This window comes from Streptomyces sp. DF42 (assembly GCF_058267695.1).
In genome coordinates, this window is the sequence record NZ_CM177859.1 from 2,969,333 (window position 1) to 2,984,443 (window position 15,111).

Consider the following 15,111-nt stretch of genomic DNA (forward strand, 5'->3'; position numbering starts at 1 on the left):
CAGAAACAGCCAGGAAGTTCACTGGCCGACCAAGTCCAGCCGCGTGCGGCACTGACTGCTGAAAGACATCCCAGGAGCGTAGATGTCAACTCGTAGCCAGTTCCGCGTGATGCGACCAGGCGGTTGCCTCGTCGTAGAGGGTGCCGGTTTTGAGGCACCCGTGGAGGATGCCGACGAGGCGGTTGGCGAGTTGGCGCAAGGCGGCGTTGTGGCCGGCGCCGCGGGCGCGTTGTCGCTGGTAGTAGGCGTAGGCGTTGGGCGAGTAGCGCAAGGTGCCGAATGCCTGAGTGAGCAGGGCATCGATGAGCCGGTCGTTGTGGACGTAGCGAGCCAGGGCGACCTTCTTCTTCCCGGAGGCGCGGGTGATCGGGGAGGTGCCGGCGTAGTTCTTGCGGGCCTTGGCGCTGGCGTAGCGGTCGGGGTCGTCGCCGAATTCTGCGAGCACCCGGGCACCGAGGACGACTCCCATTCCGGGCTGGGAAAGGAGGATCTCAGCGGCCGGGTGCCGGCCAAAATGCGCCTCGACCTGCCCTTGCAAGATCTTGATCTGGGTGTTCAGCGTGGCCAGGACCGCTATGAGCGCGGTGATGGACGCGGCGTAGGCGGCGGCTACTTCCTCGGGCTGGCCGAGGTGTTGCTCACGCAGCGCCCCCTGGATGACCTTCGCCTTGGCGGTCACGTTCTTTCGGTGGGCGCGCTTGAGCGCGGCACTGATCTGCCCCGTCGTGAGCTTCGCAGCCTGGGCGGGAGTGGGTGCCTTGCCGAGCAGTTCCAGGCTGTCGGCGGCGTCCAGGTCCTCGAAGGCAGCCAGTGCTGCGGGGAAGTAGTCGCGCAACGCGTGCCGCAGTCGTTGAGTGTGCCGGGTGCGCTCCCAGATCAGTGTCTTGTGGGTGCGGGTGACCACCTTGACCGCTTCGGCCTGGGCGCTGTCCCCGGCAACGGGCCGCAGCTCGTGGCTGTGGGTACGGACCATGTCGGCCAGCACATGCGCATCGCCCGGATCGCTCTTGGCCCCCGACACCGCAAGCCGGTCACGGAACCGGGCGGCCTGCAGCGGGTGGACGGCCAGCACCGTATACCCGGCCGTGACCAGGGCACGTACCCACGGACCACGGTCGGTTTCGATCCCCACAACGACCTCGGCCGTATCGGTATCCTCTCCCACCACTTCGCCCACCAGCGCGTGCAGCCGGGTCATCCCGGCCACCCCTTCGGGCAACCGCGCCTTGGCCAGCCGCCGCCCGGCCGAGTCCATCAGCTCGATGTCGTGGTGGTCTTCGGCCCAGTCATCCCCGACGAACAGTCGCAATGGTCCTCCCGCGCTCCGGTACCGATCAACTGCAGCAGCCTGCCGGAGAACTATCAGCGACCTAATCAAGCAGTGCTCACGCCGAGGTACGGCAGGCACGACATCCCAGTAGCGATCAACTCTCCGGGCCGAACGGCAGGGGCACGGTCTTTCAGCAGGACTCGAAAGTCCAAGCCCAATGAGTGCTCACCCGCCGTCGGCTACCACCCGGAGTCTGCCGTGCGGCCGACTCCCCGAACTGATTAGGCTCTGTGCCGCCCTGCGGAGCGCCGGTGAGTCACTCGGCTGCCGCGGTCGCTCGCGCCACCACCTGTGGCGGGTAGCCGTGCCGGACCCGATGACGGGCGAACCCGTCCCCGTCATCGACGCGGAGACTACTCGGCAGTCCTCCCCGGTGACCCTTCCCGGTCGGAGCACTGGCGTCCGGCCTCCGTCAAGATCGCTGCCACCACGGCGGGCACCGACCCGGGATGCAAATCGAGGAAGAGATTCGGTTCGACCAGTTCCAGCTCCATCACCCGCGGCTGCCCGTCCTCCCCGTCGACGAGGTCGACGCGCGCGTACAGCAGCCGGGGTGCGTCCGGTACGGCGGCCAACGCGTGCTCCGCGACGGCGAGTTCCGCCTCCGTGGGGGCCCACGGCACCAGGTCCGGGTGGGGCACCTTGTCGGCGTCGTAGGCCGTGCCCGGCGCCAGCACGGCGCCCTTGCGACTGGCGTGCAGGAACCGTCCGCCGAAGAACTGCAGCGCACGCTCACCACTGACGTCGATGCCGGACAGATACGGCTGCACCATCGCGGTCAGCCCTTCCTCGTGCATGCGCGCGAGGTGTCGTACGGCCCTGTCGTGGTCGTCCGGCGTGTAGCGGGCGGCGTACCGGGCGCCCGCGCCCGAGGTCGGCTTGACGACGTACTCGTGGCCGTCGGGAAGGCCGGGGGCGTCGCCGGGCGCGAGATACCGGGTGGGGACGACGGGCACGCCGGCCGCCGCGAGATCCCCGAGGTACCGCTTGTCTGTGTTCCAGCGCACGACCTGGGCCGGGTTGGCGAGCCGGGTGACCGCGGCGCACTTCTGCGCCCACGCCACGAACTCGCCCGCCCGCCAGCTGTAGTCCCAGGTCGAGCGGATGACGACGAGATCGAACCCGCTCCAGTCGGTGCCGGGGTCGTCCCAGGGCACGGCGACGGCCTCGGCCCCGGCCTCCCGCAGCGCACGCGCCAGAACGGGAAGGTCGCGGTCCCTGCTGGGGTGCGCTCCGGGGTCGTAGGTGGCGAGGGCGACACGGGCCACGGCGGCCTCCGGTCTCGTAGGTGCGTCGGTGCGTCGGTGCGTGGGGCAGTGGATCACTCGGCAGGGTATGAGCAGGTTAACCGGGCGTGAGGGAGGCCGCCGTGACGCCCCTGTGGCCGGCCCGGGGCATCGAGGCCCGATGATGGTCGTGCCCGGCTCGGAGCAATCAGTGATCGTCGACAGTCAGGAGTACGACGCGTGACCTCTCTCTTCCCGGCCCTGGAGAACCCGAACGATCACCTCGCCCTGCGGTTCGGGGACCGGTCCCTGACGTATGCCGGGCTGGCCGCGGCGACCGGCGCCCTGGCGGGCCGGATCCCGGCCGGCGGCCGGGTCGCCGTCTGGGCCACGCCCGGGCTGGAGACCGCGGTGGCCGTGGTGGCGGCGCTGCGGGCGGGGGTGGCCGCCGTGCCGCTCAACCCGAAGTCGGGCGAGAGGGAGCTCGGGCACATCCTGTCCGACAGCGCACCGTCGGCGGTGCTGGCGGCACCGGGTGATGAACTCCCGGCAGCCATGGGGGAGTTGGAGCGCATCGAGGTGGACGTCCACGGCACGGGCGGCACCGCCCCGGCCCCCGCCGTCACCCCCGAGGACCCCGCCCTGATCGTCTACACGTCCGGCACCACCGGCCCGCCCAAGGGTGCCGTCATCCCGCGCCGGGCGATCGCCACCACCCTGGACGCGCTCGCCGACGCCTGGCAGTGGACCGGCGACGACGTGCTCGTGCACGGGCTGCCGCTGTTCCATGTGCACGGTCTGGTGCTGGGCATCCTGGGCCCGCTCCGGCGCGGCGGCTGTGTCCGGCACCTGGGCGGGTTCAGTACCCAGGGTGTGGCACGCGAGCTCAACGCCGGCGCGACCATGCTGTTCGGCGTGCCGACGATGTACCACCGGATCGCCCAGGCCCTCTCCGGGGAACCGGAGTTGGTGAAGGCACTCGGATCGGCGCGGCTGCTCGTCTCCGGCTCCGCCGCGCTCCCCGTGCACGACCACGAGCGCATCGCCGCCGCGACCGGACGTCGGGTCGTCGAGCGCTACGGCATGACGGAGACGCTCATGAACACCAGTGTGCGGGCGGACGGCGAGCCGCGCGCGGGGACCGTCGGCCTGCCGCTGCCCGGCGTCGAGCTGCGGCTCGTCGAGGAGGACGGGTCGGCCATCACCTCGTACGACTCACAGACCGTGGGCGAGATCCAGGTCCGCGGGCCGAACCTCTTCACCGGCTACCTGAACCGGCCCGACGCGACCGGGGCCGCGTTCACCGACGACGGCTGGTTCCGCACCGGTGACATGGCGGTGCGCGATCCCGACGGGTACGTCCGCATCGTCGGCCGCAAGGCCACCGACCTGATCAAGAGCGGGGGTTACAAGATCGGGGCCGGTGAGATCGAGAACGCGCTGCTGGAGCATCCGGGGGTGCGGGAGGCCGCGGTCACCGGGGAGCCGGACGCGGACCTGGGTGAGCGGATCGTGGCCTGGGTGGTGCCGGAGGATCCCCAATCGCCGCCCGGCGCACAGGAGTTGGCGGACCATGTGGCCGGCCGTCTCGCCCCGCACAAGCGGCCGCGCGTCGTGCACTACCTCGCCGCCCTCCCCCGCAACGACATGGGGAAGATCATGAAGCGGGCGCTGAACCGTGGCTGAACGCCTCTCCGCGCGCGCGTTCCTGGCCCTGGTCGCGGACGAGTCAACCTTCACCGAACTCCCGCACCCCGCAAGGGCCTTCGGGGCCGGGGACGCCGAGCCCGACGGACCCCTCGCCTGGCGCGGCTACGACGCCTCGCGTGCCCGTGCCGCCGAGCGCACCGGTGAGCAGGAGTCCGTCGTGTGCGGCACCGCGACCGTCGCGGGGACGCGGGCCGTGCTGCTCGCCTTCGAGTTCGGCTTCCTCGGCGGCTCGCTCGGCGAACGCACCGGCGACCGGCTGGAGTCGGCGTACGCCTACGCCCGCGCACACCGTCTCCCCGTCGTCCCGCTGGTCGCCACCGGTGGCAGCCGTATGCAGGAGGGCATGCTCGCGCTGACCCAACTCCAGCGTGTGGCCCGCCAGTCGGCGCTGACCCGGGAGGCGGGCCTCCCGCAGATCGCCGTCCTGCGGGATCCCACGACGGGCGGCGGCTGGGCCACGCTGGGCGCGGGAGCCGACGTCGTCCTCGCCCTGCCGGGCGCGCAGGTCGGCTTCGCCGGCTCCCGGGTCCGCCCGCCGGACGCGGACCCGACGGCGTACCGGGCGGAGGCGCAGGTGGCGGCGGGCGCGGCCGACGCGGTGGTGCCTCTGGCGGAACTGCGGGTGACGCTGGGGCGCTGGCTGCGGCTGCTGACGGGCGGGGCGGGATCCCTTCGGGCCGGCTCCGAGCCCGCGACCGCCCCCACCGCCTCCGCCGCTCCCGTTCCGGCGGCTCCCGTTCCGGCCGCCCTCGGAGCCGGTGACCTCCCCGGCACCGGCTGGGCGGCCGTCCGGCGCGCCCGCTCGGCGGAACGACCCCGCGCGCAGGCCTACCTGGATGCCTACTTCACCCACCGTGTCCCCCTCAGCGGCGACCGCTGCGGCGGCACCGATGGCGGCATGCTCTGCGGTTTCGGCGAGCGGGACGGCCGTACCGTCGCCTACGCCGCCCAGGCCGGGACCGCGACCCGCCCGGCGGGCTACCGCACCGCCGCCCGGCTGATCCGTCTCGCGGACCGGCTCCGCATCCCGGTGCTGACCCTGGTGGACACCCCGGGCGCGGCCAACGACGCGGAGGCGGAGCGGCAGGGCGCGGGCGCTGCGATCGCGGAGCTGTTCGGCGCGGTGGCGGCGGCCCGTACGCCGGTCACCACGCTCGTCATCGGCGAGGGCGGGTCCGGGGGTGCGCTGGCGCTGGCCGCGTCGGACAACACCTGGGCCACCCCGGACAGTTACTTCTCCGTCATCGCCCCGGAGCTCGCGGCCGCGATCCTCAAGCGGCCGGCCGACCAGGTGGAGGCGACCGCCGACCAACTCCGCATCCGGCCCCAGGACCTGGTGGAACTGGGGGTGATCCGCGGCGTCGTCGAACCCGCGGCCCGACCCCGGCCCTGACCTTCGTCAGCGGGGTCTCTCGCCCCCTCCTCCAAGCCGATCCCTGTGCGCACCTCGTACCTCGTACCTCGCACCTCGCCCCGGCCACCCTTAAGCGAGCCTTATATCACGTCATAAGCAGCAAAACCCCCATTCAGCCGCTCCCCCACCCGGCCCCCCATAAAACGCGCTCCCCGCCGCGCCTCCCGCACGATGCCTATAAGGCCCGCCACCCGGCGGCCCCACGGTCTGTGCTCTCGGGAGGACCCCCGCATGACTGCCAGTCTGGAGCAGTTGCGCCGCTGCCATTTCGCCGTCGATCTGGGGGCGGCCCGGACCCGCGTCTATGTCAAGGGCGCAGGCCTCGTCGTCGACCAGCCGTCCGCCGCCGCCGTGAACACCCGCACCGGCGCTCTCATCGCCGTGGGCGAGTTCGCCGAGAAGATGAAGGGCCGCACACCGGACTACATCCGCGTCATCCGCCCGGTGTCCGGCGGCACCGTCGTCGACATCGAGATGGCGCAGCGCATGCTCCGGCAGCTGCTCGGCGACAAGATGCGCCGCGCCCTGCGCCGCAAGCCCTTCCTGCGCGCCGCGGCCTGCACCCCGCACGACGCCGATCCGCTGGCCCGGCGCGCGGCCGTGGAGACGCTCGTCGGGCTCGGCGCACGACGCGTGGAACTCGTGGACACGCTCATCGCGGCCGCCGTGGGCTGCGGACTGCCCGTGGAACAGCCCGAGGCCACCATGATCATGGTCTGCGGGGCGGCCGCGACCCAGATCGCCGTGCTCTCCCTCGGATCCATCGTCACCGCCGAGCGCGTTCCCGTCGGCGGCGAGGCCGTGGACCACGCGATCATCCAACACCTGCGCCACGAACATGAGTTGATGCTCCCCAGCCAGTCCGTACGACCGCTGCAGATCGCCCTGTCCGGCAACGGGATCACCTCCGAGGGCCCGACGTCCACGGAGATCCACGGGCGGGACGTCGCCACCGGCCTCGCCCGTTCCGTGCGGGTCGACACCGCCGCGGTGCGCGACGCGATCGAGACGCCGCTGACCGCCGTGCTCGACGGCATCGGAAGGGTGCTGCGCGGCTGCCCGCCCGACCTGGTGGCCGACCTCGTCGACCGCGGGATCACGATGGTGGGCGGCAGCGCGCTGCTCCCGGGCCTCGACCAGATGCTGCGGCAGGCCACGAAGATGCCCGTGCACATCGCCGAACGGCCCGACGTGTGTGCCGTGCAGGGCTTGGGCTGCATGCTGGAGGGCAAGATCGAGCCACTGATGCTCGACCCGATGTCCACCTGAGCCGTCCCTGGCTCCCGAGGCACCGCGGGCACTCCGAGCGAGCCGGGCTCACGGGCGAGACGCCGGGCGAGCCCGGGTCCGCCACGAGGAGTACGGCAACCGACGCCTCACCGTCCGCGAGGACCGCGGCCGTGTCGCCCGTGCTGATGCCGGACTCCACGCGGCGCTGCGGCAGCCGCCCGCCGACGACCCGGTCACCCGCCGCGGCACGGCACTCGCTACCCGGCGACGCGTTCGCCGCGGTCAACGGGCGAACCAGCAGCGGACCGTCGTACCGCCGGGGCCCGTGTGCATCCGGACCAGGTCCGCGACCAGGTTGACCAGGAGGAGCCCGCGGCCACCGCGCTGCTCGCGGGCGGCGGGCCGGCGCCCGGCCAGCGGGTCGGCGAGGTGGCCCTTGTCCCGCACCTCGCACACCACGTACCCGCCCTCGGCCCACACTCCGAGCGCGCCCGAACCGCCGCCGTGCAGCACGCTGTTGGTGGCCAGCTCGGCCACGCTCAGCGCCAGGTCCTCGACCCGGGCCGACGACAGGCCGAGCCGTACGGCCTCGTCGACCGCGAGGTGCCGGGCCTCGCTGAGGGAGTCCGCTTCGAAGCAGTGGGACACCACGTCCGGTACGGGCGGCAGCGGTTGGTTGTAGCGGGCGACGACGTCCGCGGGCGCGTACGCCTGGCTTTCCTCCTCCCGCCCCGAGCCGCCCCGGACGAAGGTGGGGTGGGTGGCGTACGCGTCGGCGATGACCTGCGGGTCCAGGCACCGGGTGTCGTACGGGCACAGGATGGTCGCCGTACGGCCCCGGAAGGCCGCGTTGATCAGCGCCTCGTGCTGGACGCAGGCGGGGTACTCGGTGGGCGAACGGCCGGGCCAGATCGGTTCGCCGATGATGCTGACCCGGGTGCCGAGCGGCTGGGAGTCGGTGAAGGCGCGCAGCACTCCGGGGATGATCCGGCCGGGGTTGCGCCCGGCCTCCCGCATGTCCAGGAACCGCACGGCGTCGGCCGCGGCGCCCAGCTCGTCCCGGATCAGCCGGAGGTTCTCCGTCGGCACGGCCACGGCGACGGGTTCGCCGGCCAGGAGCGCGTCCCGCACGAAGGGGACGGTGCCCGCCAGGTACTCGTGCTCGTCGCCGTAGAAGAGGGCGGGGTGGATGAAGGGGTCGAGGGCGGCGAAGAGATCGGTCGCGCTCATGACCACCGCCGTCTCCTCTGTCCCACCCGATTTCCTCGACAGCAGCTCGCGTACCCGCTGCGGGCGGTCGTCATTCGCCTGCCCGTGTATTCCGGGGCGTCGTCAGGCCTCGCAGCTCTCCGGCGCCAGCCTGCGTACGGTGGCCGCGACTGTCACGGCCGGCGCGAAGGTCGACGGCCCGGCCCCTCCGGAGGAGCTGCGCCGGGCCCTGCGTACGGCGATCACGCACTGCCTGGGCTGACCTCGGCACGCCATCGGTACGGCAGGATCCGGTCAGTACGGCAGAATCCGGCCCGAGGGCGTCCTGCGGTCGATCGTGGTGTCGCGGGGCGTGGAGGGCCGGCGTTTGACGCGGACGCGGATCTGGCGGTTCATGACGCCCTCCTCGTGCTCCTCGGGCCGGGGGTCTACTGGCTGACATCCGCCGGCCTGGTCCGCGCGCCGCCCCGGCACATCGTGCCCACGGACGCACCCGCGCTGCCTCCGCGGCAGGAGCGGGCCCGGTTTCCGCTACTCCCGGGGGAGGAGGGCACCCTTAGGCCCCCTTAGGCCCCCTTAGGCCCGTGGTCCGTCGGCCCCGGGCCCGTCGGCTCCCGATCCCTTGCCCCAGGTGGGCTTGAACCAGTCCGGGTCGGCCCAGCGTCCGCGTCCGGCCAGGTCAGGGCGGTAGCCGGGGTTCCGTTCCCTGCGCAGCCGTACGCTCGCGTGGAGCACCGCCGACGGGGGTACGGGGCGCGAGCGCCGGCCCGCGAGGATCCACAGGGGGCCGTTGTGGTGGATGGTGGCGTCGGCGAAGGCCTCGGAGACCGCGGTCTCCTCGGCGTAGGCGCCCGGGCGGAAGTCCAGGTCGTCCCGGACACCGTCGGTGATCCACTTGAGGCTGATCGTGGAGAGCAGCGGCGCGCCGGGGACGTGGTCGAAGGTCCCGCCGACGTCGCAGTGCACCCCGGCGAACCACACCTCCTCCGCGGTGCTCCGGTCCGTGTCGGACTCGGGGGTGCGCGGCCTGACCAGGAACTCGCGGTACGGCCGCCGTTTCTCGTCGAGGGACACGGCGTGCCGGATGCGGGCGGCGTTGGGCAGCGAGTGGGTGTAGGGCCAGCGCAGGTCGCCCAGCCGGAGCAGGCCGGCCGCCTTCACGGTGTCCCAGACGCCCAGATAGGCGATCGGGAGGGCGTGGTGCGAGACCTGCCGGGGGTCGTTGCGCTTCACCTGCGCCCACAGCGGCTCGTTCTCGGTGCGCCGGCAGAACGCGTGCGAGAAGCGCGCGACCTCCTGCTCGCTCTCGTCGATATCCTGGTTGAAGGCGTACTTGGCCACGGCGTACGGCACGAGGTTCTCCGCGCCCGGGCGCATCAGCCCCGGCTTGTTGAGCATCCCGACCAGCGCGCGAGCCGTGTAGGCGCCGCGGCTGAACCCGAACACGTACACCGCGTCCCCGGGCTGCCAGTGCTGCATGAGGTAGGTGTACGCCTCGGCGAGGTTGGCCTTCAGGCCCGTACCGAAGGCGAGGCCGCCCAGCCGGGAGAGCCGCCGCCCCAGGGGTCCGCGCGCGGTGGCCGCCGACATGGTGCCGACCCCGGGGTCGTAGTAGAGCAGCTGGCTCGACGGATCGTTCGGCTCCAGCATCTCGTACAGCCTGACCACGTTCGTCGGGTTGCCGGCGTCCACCTGGTTGCCGGACCCGTCCAGGCAGACGACGATCCTGCGCGGCATGACCGCTGCCCGCCTAACCGGTCCGGCGGGTGGCGCCGTGCCCGCCGCGGGCCCGCGGCCGGCCGGCCGCGGAGCGCGCCCCGGGCGCTATCTGCTGGTGGAACGCCTCCAGCGCCATGGGGCTGTCCGGCGGCAGTACGGCCATCTGGCGGCGCCGCTGCGCCTTGGCCAGAGCGTCTCCCGCCGGTGTGCCGTGCCGGGCGTGGAGGATGCGCAGATGTCCGTCGCCGGAACCGCGGGCGGCCACCGGCGCGACAGCGGCGTGGGTGCCGTCGGGCAGGGTCACCCACAGGTTGAAGTCGTCGTACCGGATGTAGTCCGCGCCCTTGACGGGCCACGGGTAGTGGTGCTCGCCGGCCGCCTTGGGCAGGATCCCCTGGTGGTTGCCGGTGGTGAGCGGCACGCACGCGTTGAACAGCGAGTCGGTCCAGGCCGCGACGCCCGTCGCGTCGGTGATGGGGGTCTCCAGCAGCTTCCGGGCCCGCTTGTAGCCGAGGGCGTCCAGGGCGGGAAGGGTGTCCGGGAAGGCGGCGACGAGGTCGGCGGCCTCCTGCCGCAGCCGGTCGACCTTCGCGGGGTCGGCGCAGAACTGCATGCTCCACTCGATGCCGACCCGGGCCCGGTACATCCGCCAGCCGCCGCTCGTCCTCACCCAGAGGCTGCCGCCGTGGTGCATCTCGTACGGCCCCGGCCCGTACGGCAGCTCGGTCCTGCCCATCTCCCGAAGGATCTTGTGCGTGACGTCCTTCGCGGCGCGGAACTGCGCGGACTCGGTGCGGTCCGAATGCTTGACGAGCTGTATCTCCCAGGGGTGGTCCTCCCGTTCGGTCTTGCCGAAGGTGAGGGCCGGAGGAGTTTTCGTCGCCGTAGCGGCTCGGTCGTTGGCCATGGCCGGCCTCCTCTGTCGACCGCGGCCCCGGACGCCCGGCGCGTCACGGGCCCCGCTGTTCCCATCGTCCTCCCACGGCCCGATTCTCGCTCTGCGTAGCACCTGCCCCATTCAACGATCGTTCTTGGCCGATAAACGATCGTTGAGAGGGACGGGCGATGGGAGAGCGGCAGGAGTTCCCCTAGGCTGCGAGCCGCAACGCCACAGCTGTCGACCACCCGCTCAGGGAGCACACGGTGGAGCCACCCACGCACCTCCCCGAGACTCTTCGGCGTCTCGACGTCCTCGCCGAACAGCAGGGCCTGACCCGGTCGGATCTGCTCGACCCACGGGAACTGGCGGCCGGTACGGCCCTGCCGGAGAGCACCGTGCGCACCCTGCTGAAGGGCGGCGCCGCCCCCGCCGACAAGGTCAACGACCGGGTCCGCGCCCGCCTGAGGACCCTCGCGGACGCCCATCTGGCCCGTACCGGCGGCCGTATGTCGGATCTGGCCGCCGATATCCGCGCCCGGCTGGGCGTCTCCGACTACTGGGCTCGCCAGGTGTGCACCGGCCAGAAGGTGCCGAGCGTCGAATTCCTGCACGGGCTGGTGGAGTTCTTCGGCGTCGAGGGAGGCGAGGCGTTCTTCACCGCTCCGGCCGCCGACGCCCTCGACCGCGTACTGCGGCCCGTTGCGGGGAAGTTGGCGGGACCGGCCGAACAGCCGGATCCCGTACGTGCCCTGATGGACCGTTACGGCGTGCGGGCCACGGACCTGCGGCGGCACGGCGCGATGACGCCGGAGCAGCTGGACCGGCTCCTGGAGGGTGTCATCAGGTCGGCGGTCCCCCAGGCGGCCGGGGAAGGGAACGGTCCGCGATGACCACCAAGGCGATGAAGTCGCTGCTCGCCGCCCTGGGCCGGGAGGCGTCGCACTCGCTGCGGCGGCCGGCCGAACCGCGGGCCGTGATGGAGGAGTTCTGCCGGGCGATGAGCGTCCGCGTCGAGCGGCCGATCCAGCTGCTGTTCCGGGCGTTCCCGCCGGAGATCCCGGTGTCGGGCATGCGCCTGGACTGCGGCGACCGGTCCATCATCGTGGTGGAGGAGGGCACCGTCCCCGAGGCCCAACTGGTCATCCTGGGCCATGAGTTGTGGCACGAGGAGCAGGGCTCCTGCGGCCACCACGCCGTGGGCCCGACGGCTGCCCGTGCCCTCACGGGCGACCGGACGCCCGAGGCGCTGCGGCGGGCCGCGCAGCAGGTCCTCGCCGCCGAGGAGGTCCCCCGCGAGGTCTGCCACACGGTGGCTGCCCGGTCCGCCTGTGCCGACGACCACGAGGTGGACGCGGAGACGTTCGGCCTGCTGTTCGCCCGCGAGGTGCGTACCTGGATGAAGGGCCGGTACGCCCAGGGTCCGGTCTCGCCGGCCACGGTCGAGGGCCGTATCAACCTGTCGCTCGGCAACCGCGGCGGACGCATCCTGTGATGGACCCGCACTTCCACATCCCCTACGCGGTGCCCACCGCACTGCTGGCGGCGGCGCTCCTCGTCAAGCTGCCGACGTTCGTGCGCGCCTGGCGCGACCCCGACGTACGGGCCACCACCGTGCTGCTGACCTGCGCCACGGCCGTCCTCGTCGTCATCACCCCCGTCAACATCGAGCGGCTCAACAAGCTGACGGGTGTGCCCAACATCGCCTCGCCCTGGGCCTATTCGTTCCTCACGGCGTTCTGCGCCACCGGCCTGACGATGATCATCCGCTGGCGGGAGGAGCCCTCCGAGCGCCGCCGCCGCAGGATGCGCCGCATCTACGGCATCTACGCCGGCGTGGTCGTCGCCCTGTGGGGGACGTTCCTGCTCGCGGACGCGCCCGAGCCGCGCATCTACGACCTGGACACCTACTACGCCGGCACCCCGTGGATGCGGGAGCACATCCTGCTCTACCTCACCGCGCACATGGTGTCGTCCCTGGTCGCCGCCTCCATGCTCTGGAAGTGGTTCCCGGCGGTCGAGAACCGCTGGCTGAAGTCGGGGGTCGTGCTGCTGCAGCTCGGCTTCGCGTCGGGCCTGCTCTTCGACGCGGCGAAGCTGACGGCGATCGGCGCCCGCTGGTCGGGCGCCGACTGGGACGCCCTCAGCACCCGCGCCGCCCCGCCCTTCGCGCTCATGGAGGCGGCCCTGGTGGCACTGGGGTTCCTGGTGCCGCAGGTCGGGCCGTTCCTGCAGAAGTGGGTCGGCGACCGGCGCGAGCACCGGCGGCTGCGGCCGCTGTGGCGGACGGTGCACGTCCTGGGGGCATCGGCCGCGCCGGCCCGCCTCGGCTTCTGGGCGCCGCTGGATCTGCGCCTGATGCAGCGCCGCCAGCGCATCCACGACGCCCTGCGCCTGCTCAACCCGCACTTCGACCACGGCCTCTACCAACGGGCCTACCAGGACGCGCTGTTCGCCCACGACGAGGTGCGGGCACGAGGGGTGGCCGGCGCCGTCGCGGTCCTCGCCGCGCTCGACGCCCGGCAGGCTGGAGTCCCGCCCGCGGCCGGCGCCGGGTCCGGGCCAACCGGCGTCCATGTCACCGGTGACATCGAGTCCGTCTCACGGGCGCTGCGTCGCCCGCACCCCGTCGACGCCCTTCGCCGACGGCTGACCAGCACAGAAAGCACGATCACACATGCCTGAAAGACTCGCCTCCCGCCGGCCCCGTGCCGTCGTCGTCGGCGGCAGCATCGCCGGCCTGTGCACCGCGGCCGCGCTCGCCGAGTTCGCCGACGTCACGATCGTCGAGCGGGACACGCTCCCCGAGGGGCCCGAGCCCCGGCGCGGCGTTCCCCAGGCCCGGCACGCGCACCTCGTGTGGAGCGGCGGAGTCAAGGCATTCGACGAGCTGCTGCCCGGCGTCGTCGAGGAGCTCGTCGAGAAGGGCGCCCGACTGGTCCACATCATGGGCGACATGGTCTCCCGGGCCCCCAACGAGATCTGGTTCCGCCGTTTCACGGCCACCCACCACCGCAACCTGGTGTGCTCGCGCGATCTGCTCGACGCGGTGATACGCGCCCGCGTCCTCGCCGACGAGCGTGTCACGCTCCGTCAGAACACCACCGCGCTGGCCCTGGAGGGCGACGCCGTACGCATCACCGGTGTCCGGGTCCGCTCCGGCGACGAGGACCTCACCCTCGGCGCCGACCTCGTCGTGGACGCCTCCGGCCGCGGCTCCCACGCCCCGGGCTGGCTCACGGACCTCGGCCTGCCGCAGGTCACCGAGCGCAGGGTCAACGCCGGCGTCGTCTACGCCACCCGCCTCTACCGCGCCCCGGGCAGCACCGCCGACGCCGCCTTCCCGATCGTCAACGTGCAGGCGAACCCGGCGAACGCCCCCGGCCGCGGCGGCATCATCCTCCCCGTCGAGGACGGTCGCTGGATCGTCACCCTCTCCGGCACCCGCGGCGGCGAACCCACCGCCGACGCCGACGCGTTCGCGGACTTCGCCCTGTCCCTCGGCGACCCCGTCATCGGCGGGCTGATCAAGGACGCCGAGCCGCTGGGCGGGGTGACCACCACCCGCTCCACCGCCAACCGCCGCCGCTACTACGAGAAACTCCCGCACTGGCCGGAGGGCTTCACGGTCCTCGGCGACGCGATCGCCGGCTACAACCCGGTCTACGGCCACGGCCTCACCGTCGCCGCCCAGTGCGCCCTCACCCTCCGCACCGTCCTGCGCGGCACCTCCCTCACCGCCCCCGGCACCGCCCGTCGCCTTCAACGCGCCGCCGCCGGCCCGGTCGCCGCCGCCTGGGACCTGGCCGTGGGCCAGGACGCGTTCTACCCCGGCGCCACGGACACGCCCCCCACCGCCGCGGAACGCTTCCTCGCCCGCTTCGTCGACAGCGCGGTCGCCACCGGGGCCCGCCACCCGCGCGCACTCGGCGCCCTCCTCGACGTCATGAGCCTGGAGAAGCCCGCGATCCGCCTCTTCTCGCCCGACATGCTGATCCCGATGCTCTTCGGCCCGCGCAAGCCGCACCTTCAGGACCCGCCCCTGACGGACACGGAACGCGCCACGGCCGCCCCCTCCTGACGTTCACGCCCGGGGTGGGCTCGCGCCGGCCTCCGCCCGCCGGCCGGGAGACCGGTCAGCCGGTGTCCCTCGGAATCCGCAGCAGCACCTCGTACCGTCCCCTCTGAGCGGTGGAACCGAACTCGAAGGCCGCCGAAACGGGCGCCATGCCGTGCGCGCCGACCCAGTGGAGCGGCTCGACGGCTCTTCCCGAACGCGTCCCAAAGGGACGGCCTACGGCACGTGGTGCCGTAGGCCCCTCGGCTCGGAAAAGGATCTCGGACCACCCCGCGGCGATTCTCCTTCCGGTGCCGGGACCTGAAGGGCCGCGAGATG

General features: G+C 72.7%; 12 protein-coding genes. 7 read left to right on the top strand and 5 right to left on the bottom strand.

Translation table 11 applies throughout. The features are described from left to right. Positions 1 to 85: 85 nt before the first annotated feature. On the bottom strand, positions 86 to 1,309 hold the full coding sequence (locus tag ACYUED_RS13580) for an IS110 family RNA-guided transposase (RefSeq protein ID WP_491292537.1): 1,224 nt from the start codon (positions 1,307 to 1,309) through the stop codon (positions 86 to 88). Positions 1,310 to 1,683: 374 nt separating this feature from the next. Further along, a complete protein-coding gene (locus ACYUED_RS13585) occupies positions 1,684 to 2,598 on the bottom strand; it encodes an ATP-grasp domain-containing protein (RefSeq protein ID WP_491292538.1) in 915 nt (304 codons plus the stop codon). Positions 2,599 to 2,796: 198 nt separating this feature from the next. Between ACYUED_RS13585 and ACYUED_RS13590 the strand changes: the two genes are divergently transcribed. The 3 genes from ACYUED_RS13590 to ACYUED_RS13600 all read left to right on the top strand — a co-directional run bounded on the left by ACYUED_RS13590 (position 2,797) and on the right by ACYUED_RS13600 (position 6,949). Then, entirely contained in the window at positions 2,797 to 4,242 is a 1,446-nt protein-coding gene (locus ACYUED_RS13590) for an acyl-CoA synthetase (RefSeq protein ID WP_491292539.1), read from the top strand. After that, on the top strand, positions 4,235 to 5,659 hold the full coding sequence (locus tag ACYUED_RS13595; protein WP_491292540.1) for a carboxyl transferase domain-containing protein: 1,425 nt from the start codon (positions 4,235 to 4,237) through the stop codon (positions 5,657 to 5,659). Before ACYUED_RS13590 ends, ACYUED_RS13595 begins: the two co-directional genes overlap by 8 nt. 252 nt (positions 5,660 to 5,911) lie before the next feature. Next, entirely contained in the window at positions 5,912 to 6,949 is a 1,038-nt protein-coding gene (locus tag ACYUED_RS13600; RefSeq protein ID WP_491292541.1) for a rod shape-determining protein, read from the top strand. A gap of 243 nt (positions 6,950 to 7,192) precedes the next feature. Here ACYUED_RS13600 and ACYUED_RS13605 read toward each other — a convergent pair whose 3' ends face one another. The 3 genes from ACYUED_RS13605 to ACYUED_RS13615 all read right to left on the bottom strand — a co-directional run bounded on the left by ACYUED_RS13605 (position 7,193) and on the right by ACYUED_RS13615 (position 10,745). Continuing rightward, the gene (locus tag ACYUED_RS13605) at positions 7,193 to 8,140 is read right to left on the bottom strand and encodes an anti-sigma factor RsbA family regulatory protein (protein WP_491292542.1); all 948 of its coding nucleotides are present in this window, start codon (positions 8,138 to 8,140) and stop codon (positions 7,193 to 7,195) included. A gap of 555 nt (positions 8,141 to 8,695) precedes the next feature. Beyond that, positions 8,696 to 9,856 (bottom strand): T6SS phospholipase effector Tle1-like catalytic domain-containing protein, encoded by a 1,161-nt coding sequence (locus tag ACYUED_RS13610; protein ID WP_491292543.1) that lies wholly within the window; start codon positions 9,854 to 9,856, stop codon positions 8,696 to 8,698. 13 nt (positions 9,857 to 9,869) lie between these two features. Beyond that, positions 9,870 to 10,745 (bottom strand): DUF6424 family protein, encoded by an 876-nt coding sequence (locus ACYUED_RS13615; protein ID WP_491292544.1) that lies wholly within the window; start codon positions 10,743 to 10,745, stop codon positions 9,870 to 9,872. A 236-nt stretch (positions 10,746 to 10,981) separates the two neighbouring features. Here ACYUED_RS13615 and ACYUED_RS13620 point away from each other — a divergent pair, with 236 nt between their 5' ends. From ACYUED_RS13620 to ACYUED_RS13635, 4 genes are read left to right on the top strand one after another with little or no spacing between them, the layout of a single operon-like run. Next, positions 10,982 to 11,608, top strand: a complete 627-nt coding sequence (locus tag ACYUED_RS13620) for a hypothetical protein (protein ID WP_491292545.1) — start codon at positions 10,982 to 10,984, stop codon at positions 11,606 to 11,608. Beyond that, on the top strand, positions 11,605 to 12,210 hold the full coding sequence (locus ACYUED_RS13625) for a toxin (protein WP_491292546.1): 606 nt from the start codon (positions 11,605 to 11,607) through the stop codon (positions 12,208 to 12,210). Before ACYUED_RS13620 ends, ACYUED_RS13625 begins: the two co-directional genes overlap by 4 nt. Continuing rightward, on the top strand, positions 12,210 to 13,400 hold the full coding sequence (locus tag ACYUED_RS13630; protein ID WP_491292547.1) for an MAB_1171c family putative transporter: 1,191 nt from the start codon (positions 12,210 to 12,212) through the stop codon (positions 13,398 to 13,400). Before ACYUED_RS13625 ends, ACYUED_RS13630 begins: the two co-directional genes overlap by 1 nt. Next, positions 13,393 to 14,796, top strand: coding sequence for an FAD-dependent oxidoreductase (locus tag ACYUED_RS13635; protein WP_491292548.1), 1,404 nt, complete (start codon positions 13,393 to 13,395; stop codon positions 14,794 to 14,796). Before ACYUED_RS13630 ends, ACYUED_RS13635 begins: the two co-directional genes overlap by 8 nt. The last annotated feature ends 315 nt before the right edge of the window (positions 14,797 to 15,111 follow it).

Bases quoted from the DNA above. Each gene is read 5' to 3' on its own strand.
- ACYUED_RS13605 (WP_491292542.1), bottom strand. From the start codon at position 8,140: ATGAGCGCGACCGATCTCTTCGCCGCCCTCGACCCCTTCATCCACCCC.
- ACYUED_RS13630 (WP_491292547.1), top strand. From the start codon at position 12,210: ATGGACCCGCACTTCCACATCCCCTACGCGGTGCCCACCGCACTGCTG.
- ACYUED_RS13625 (WP_491292546.1), top strand. From the start codon at position 11,605: ATGACCACCAAGGCGATGAAGTCGCTGCTCGCCGCCCTGGGCCGGGAG.
- ACYUED_RS13635 (WP_491292548.1), top strand. From the start codon at position 13,393: ATGCCTGAAAGACTCGCCTCCCGCCGGCCCCGTGCCGTCGTCGTCGGC.
- ACYUED_RS13600 (WP_491292541.1), top strand. From the start codon at position 5,912: ATGACTGCCAGTCTGGAGCAGTTGCGCCGCTGCCATTTCGCCGTCGAT.
- ACYUED_RS13615 (WP_491292544.1), bottom strand. From the start codon at position 10,745: ATGGCCAACGACCGAGCCGCTACGGCGACGAAAACTCCTCCGGCCCTC.
- ACYUED_RS13610 (WP_491292543.1), bottom strand. From the start codon at position 9,856: ATGCCGCGCAGGATCGTCGTCTGCCTGGACGGGTCCGGCAACCAGGTG.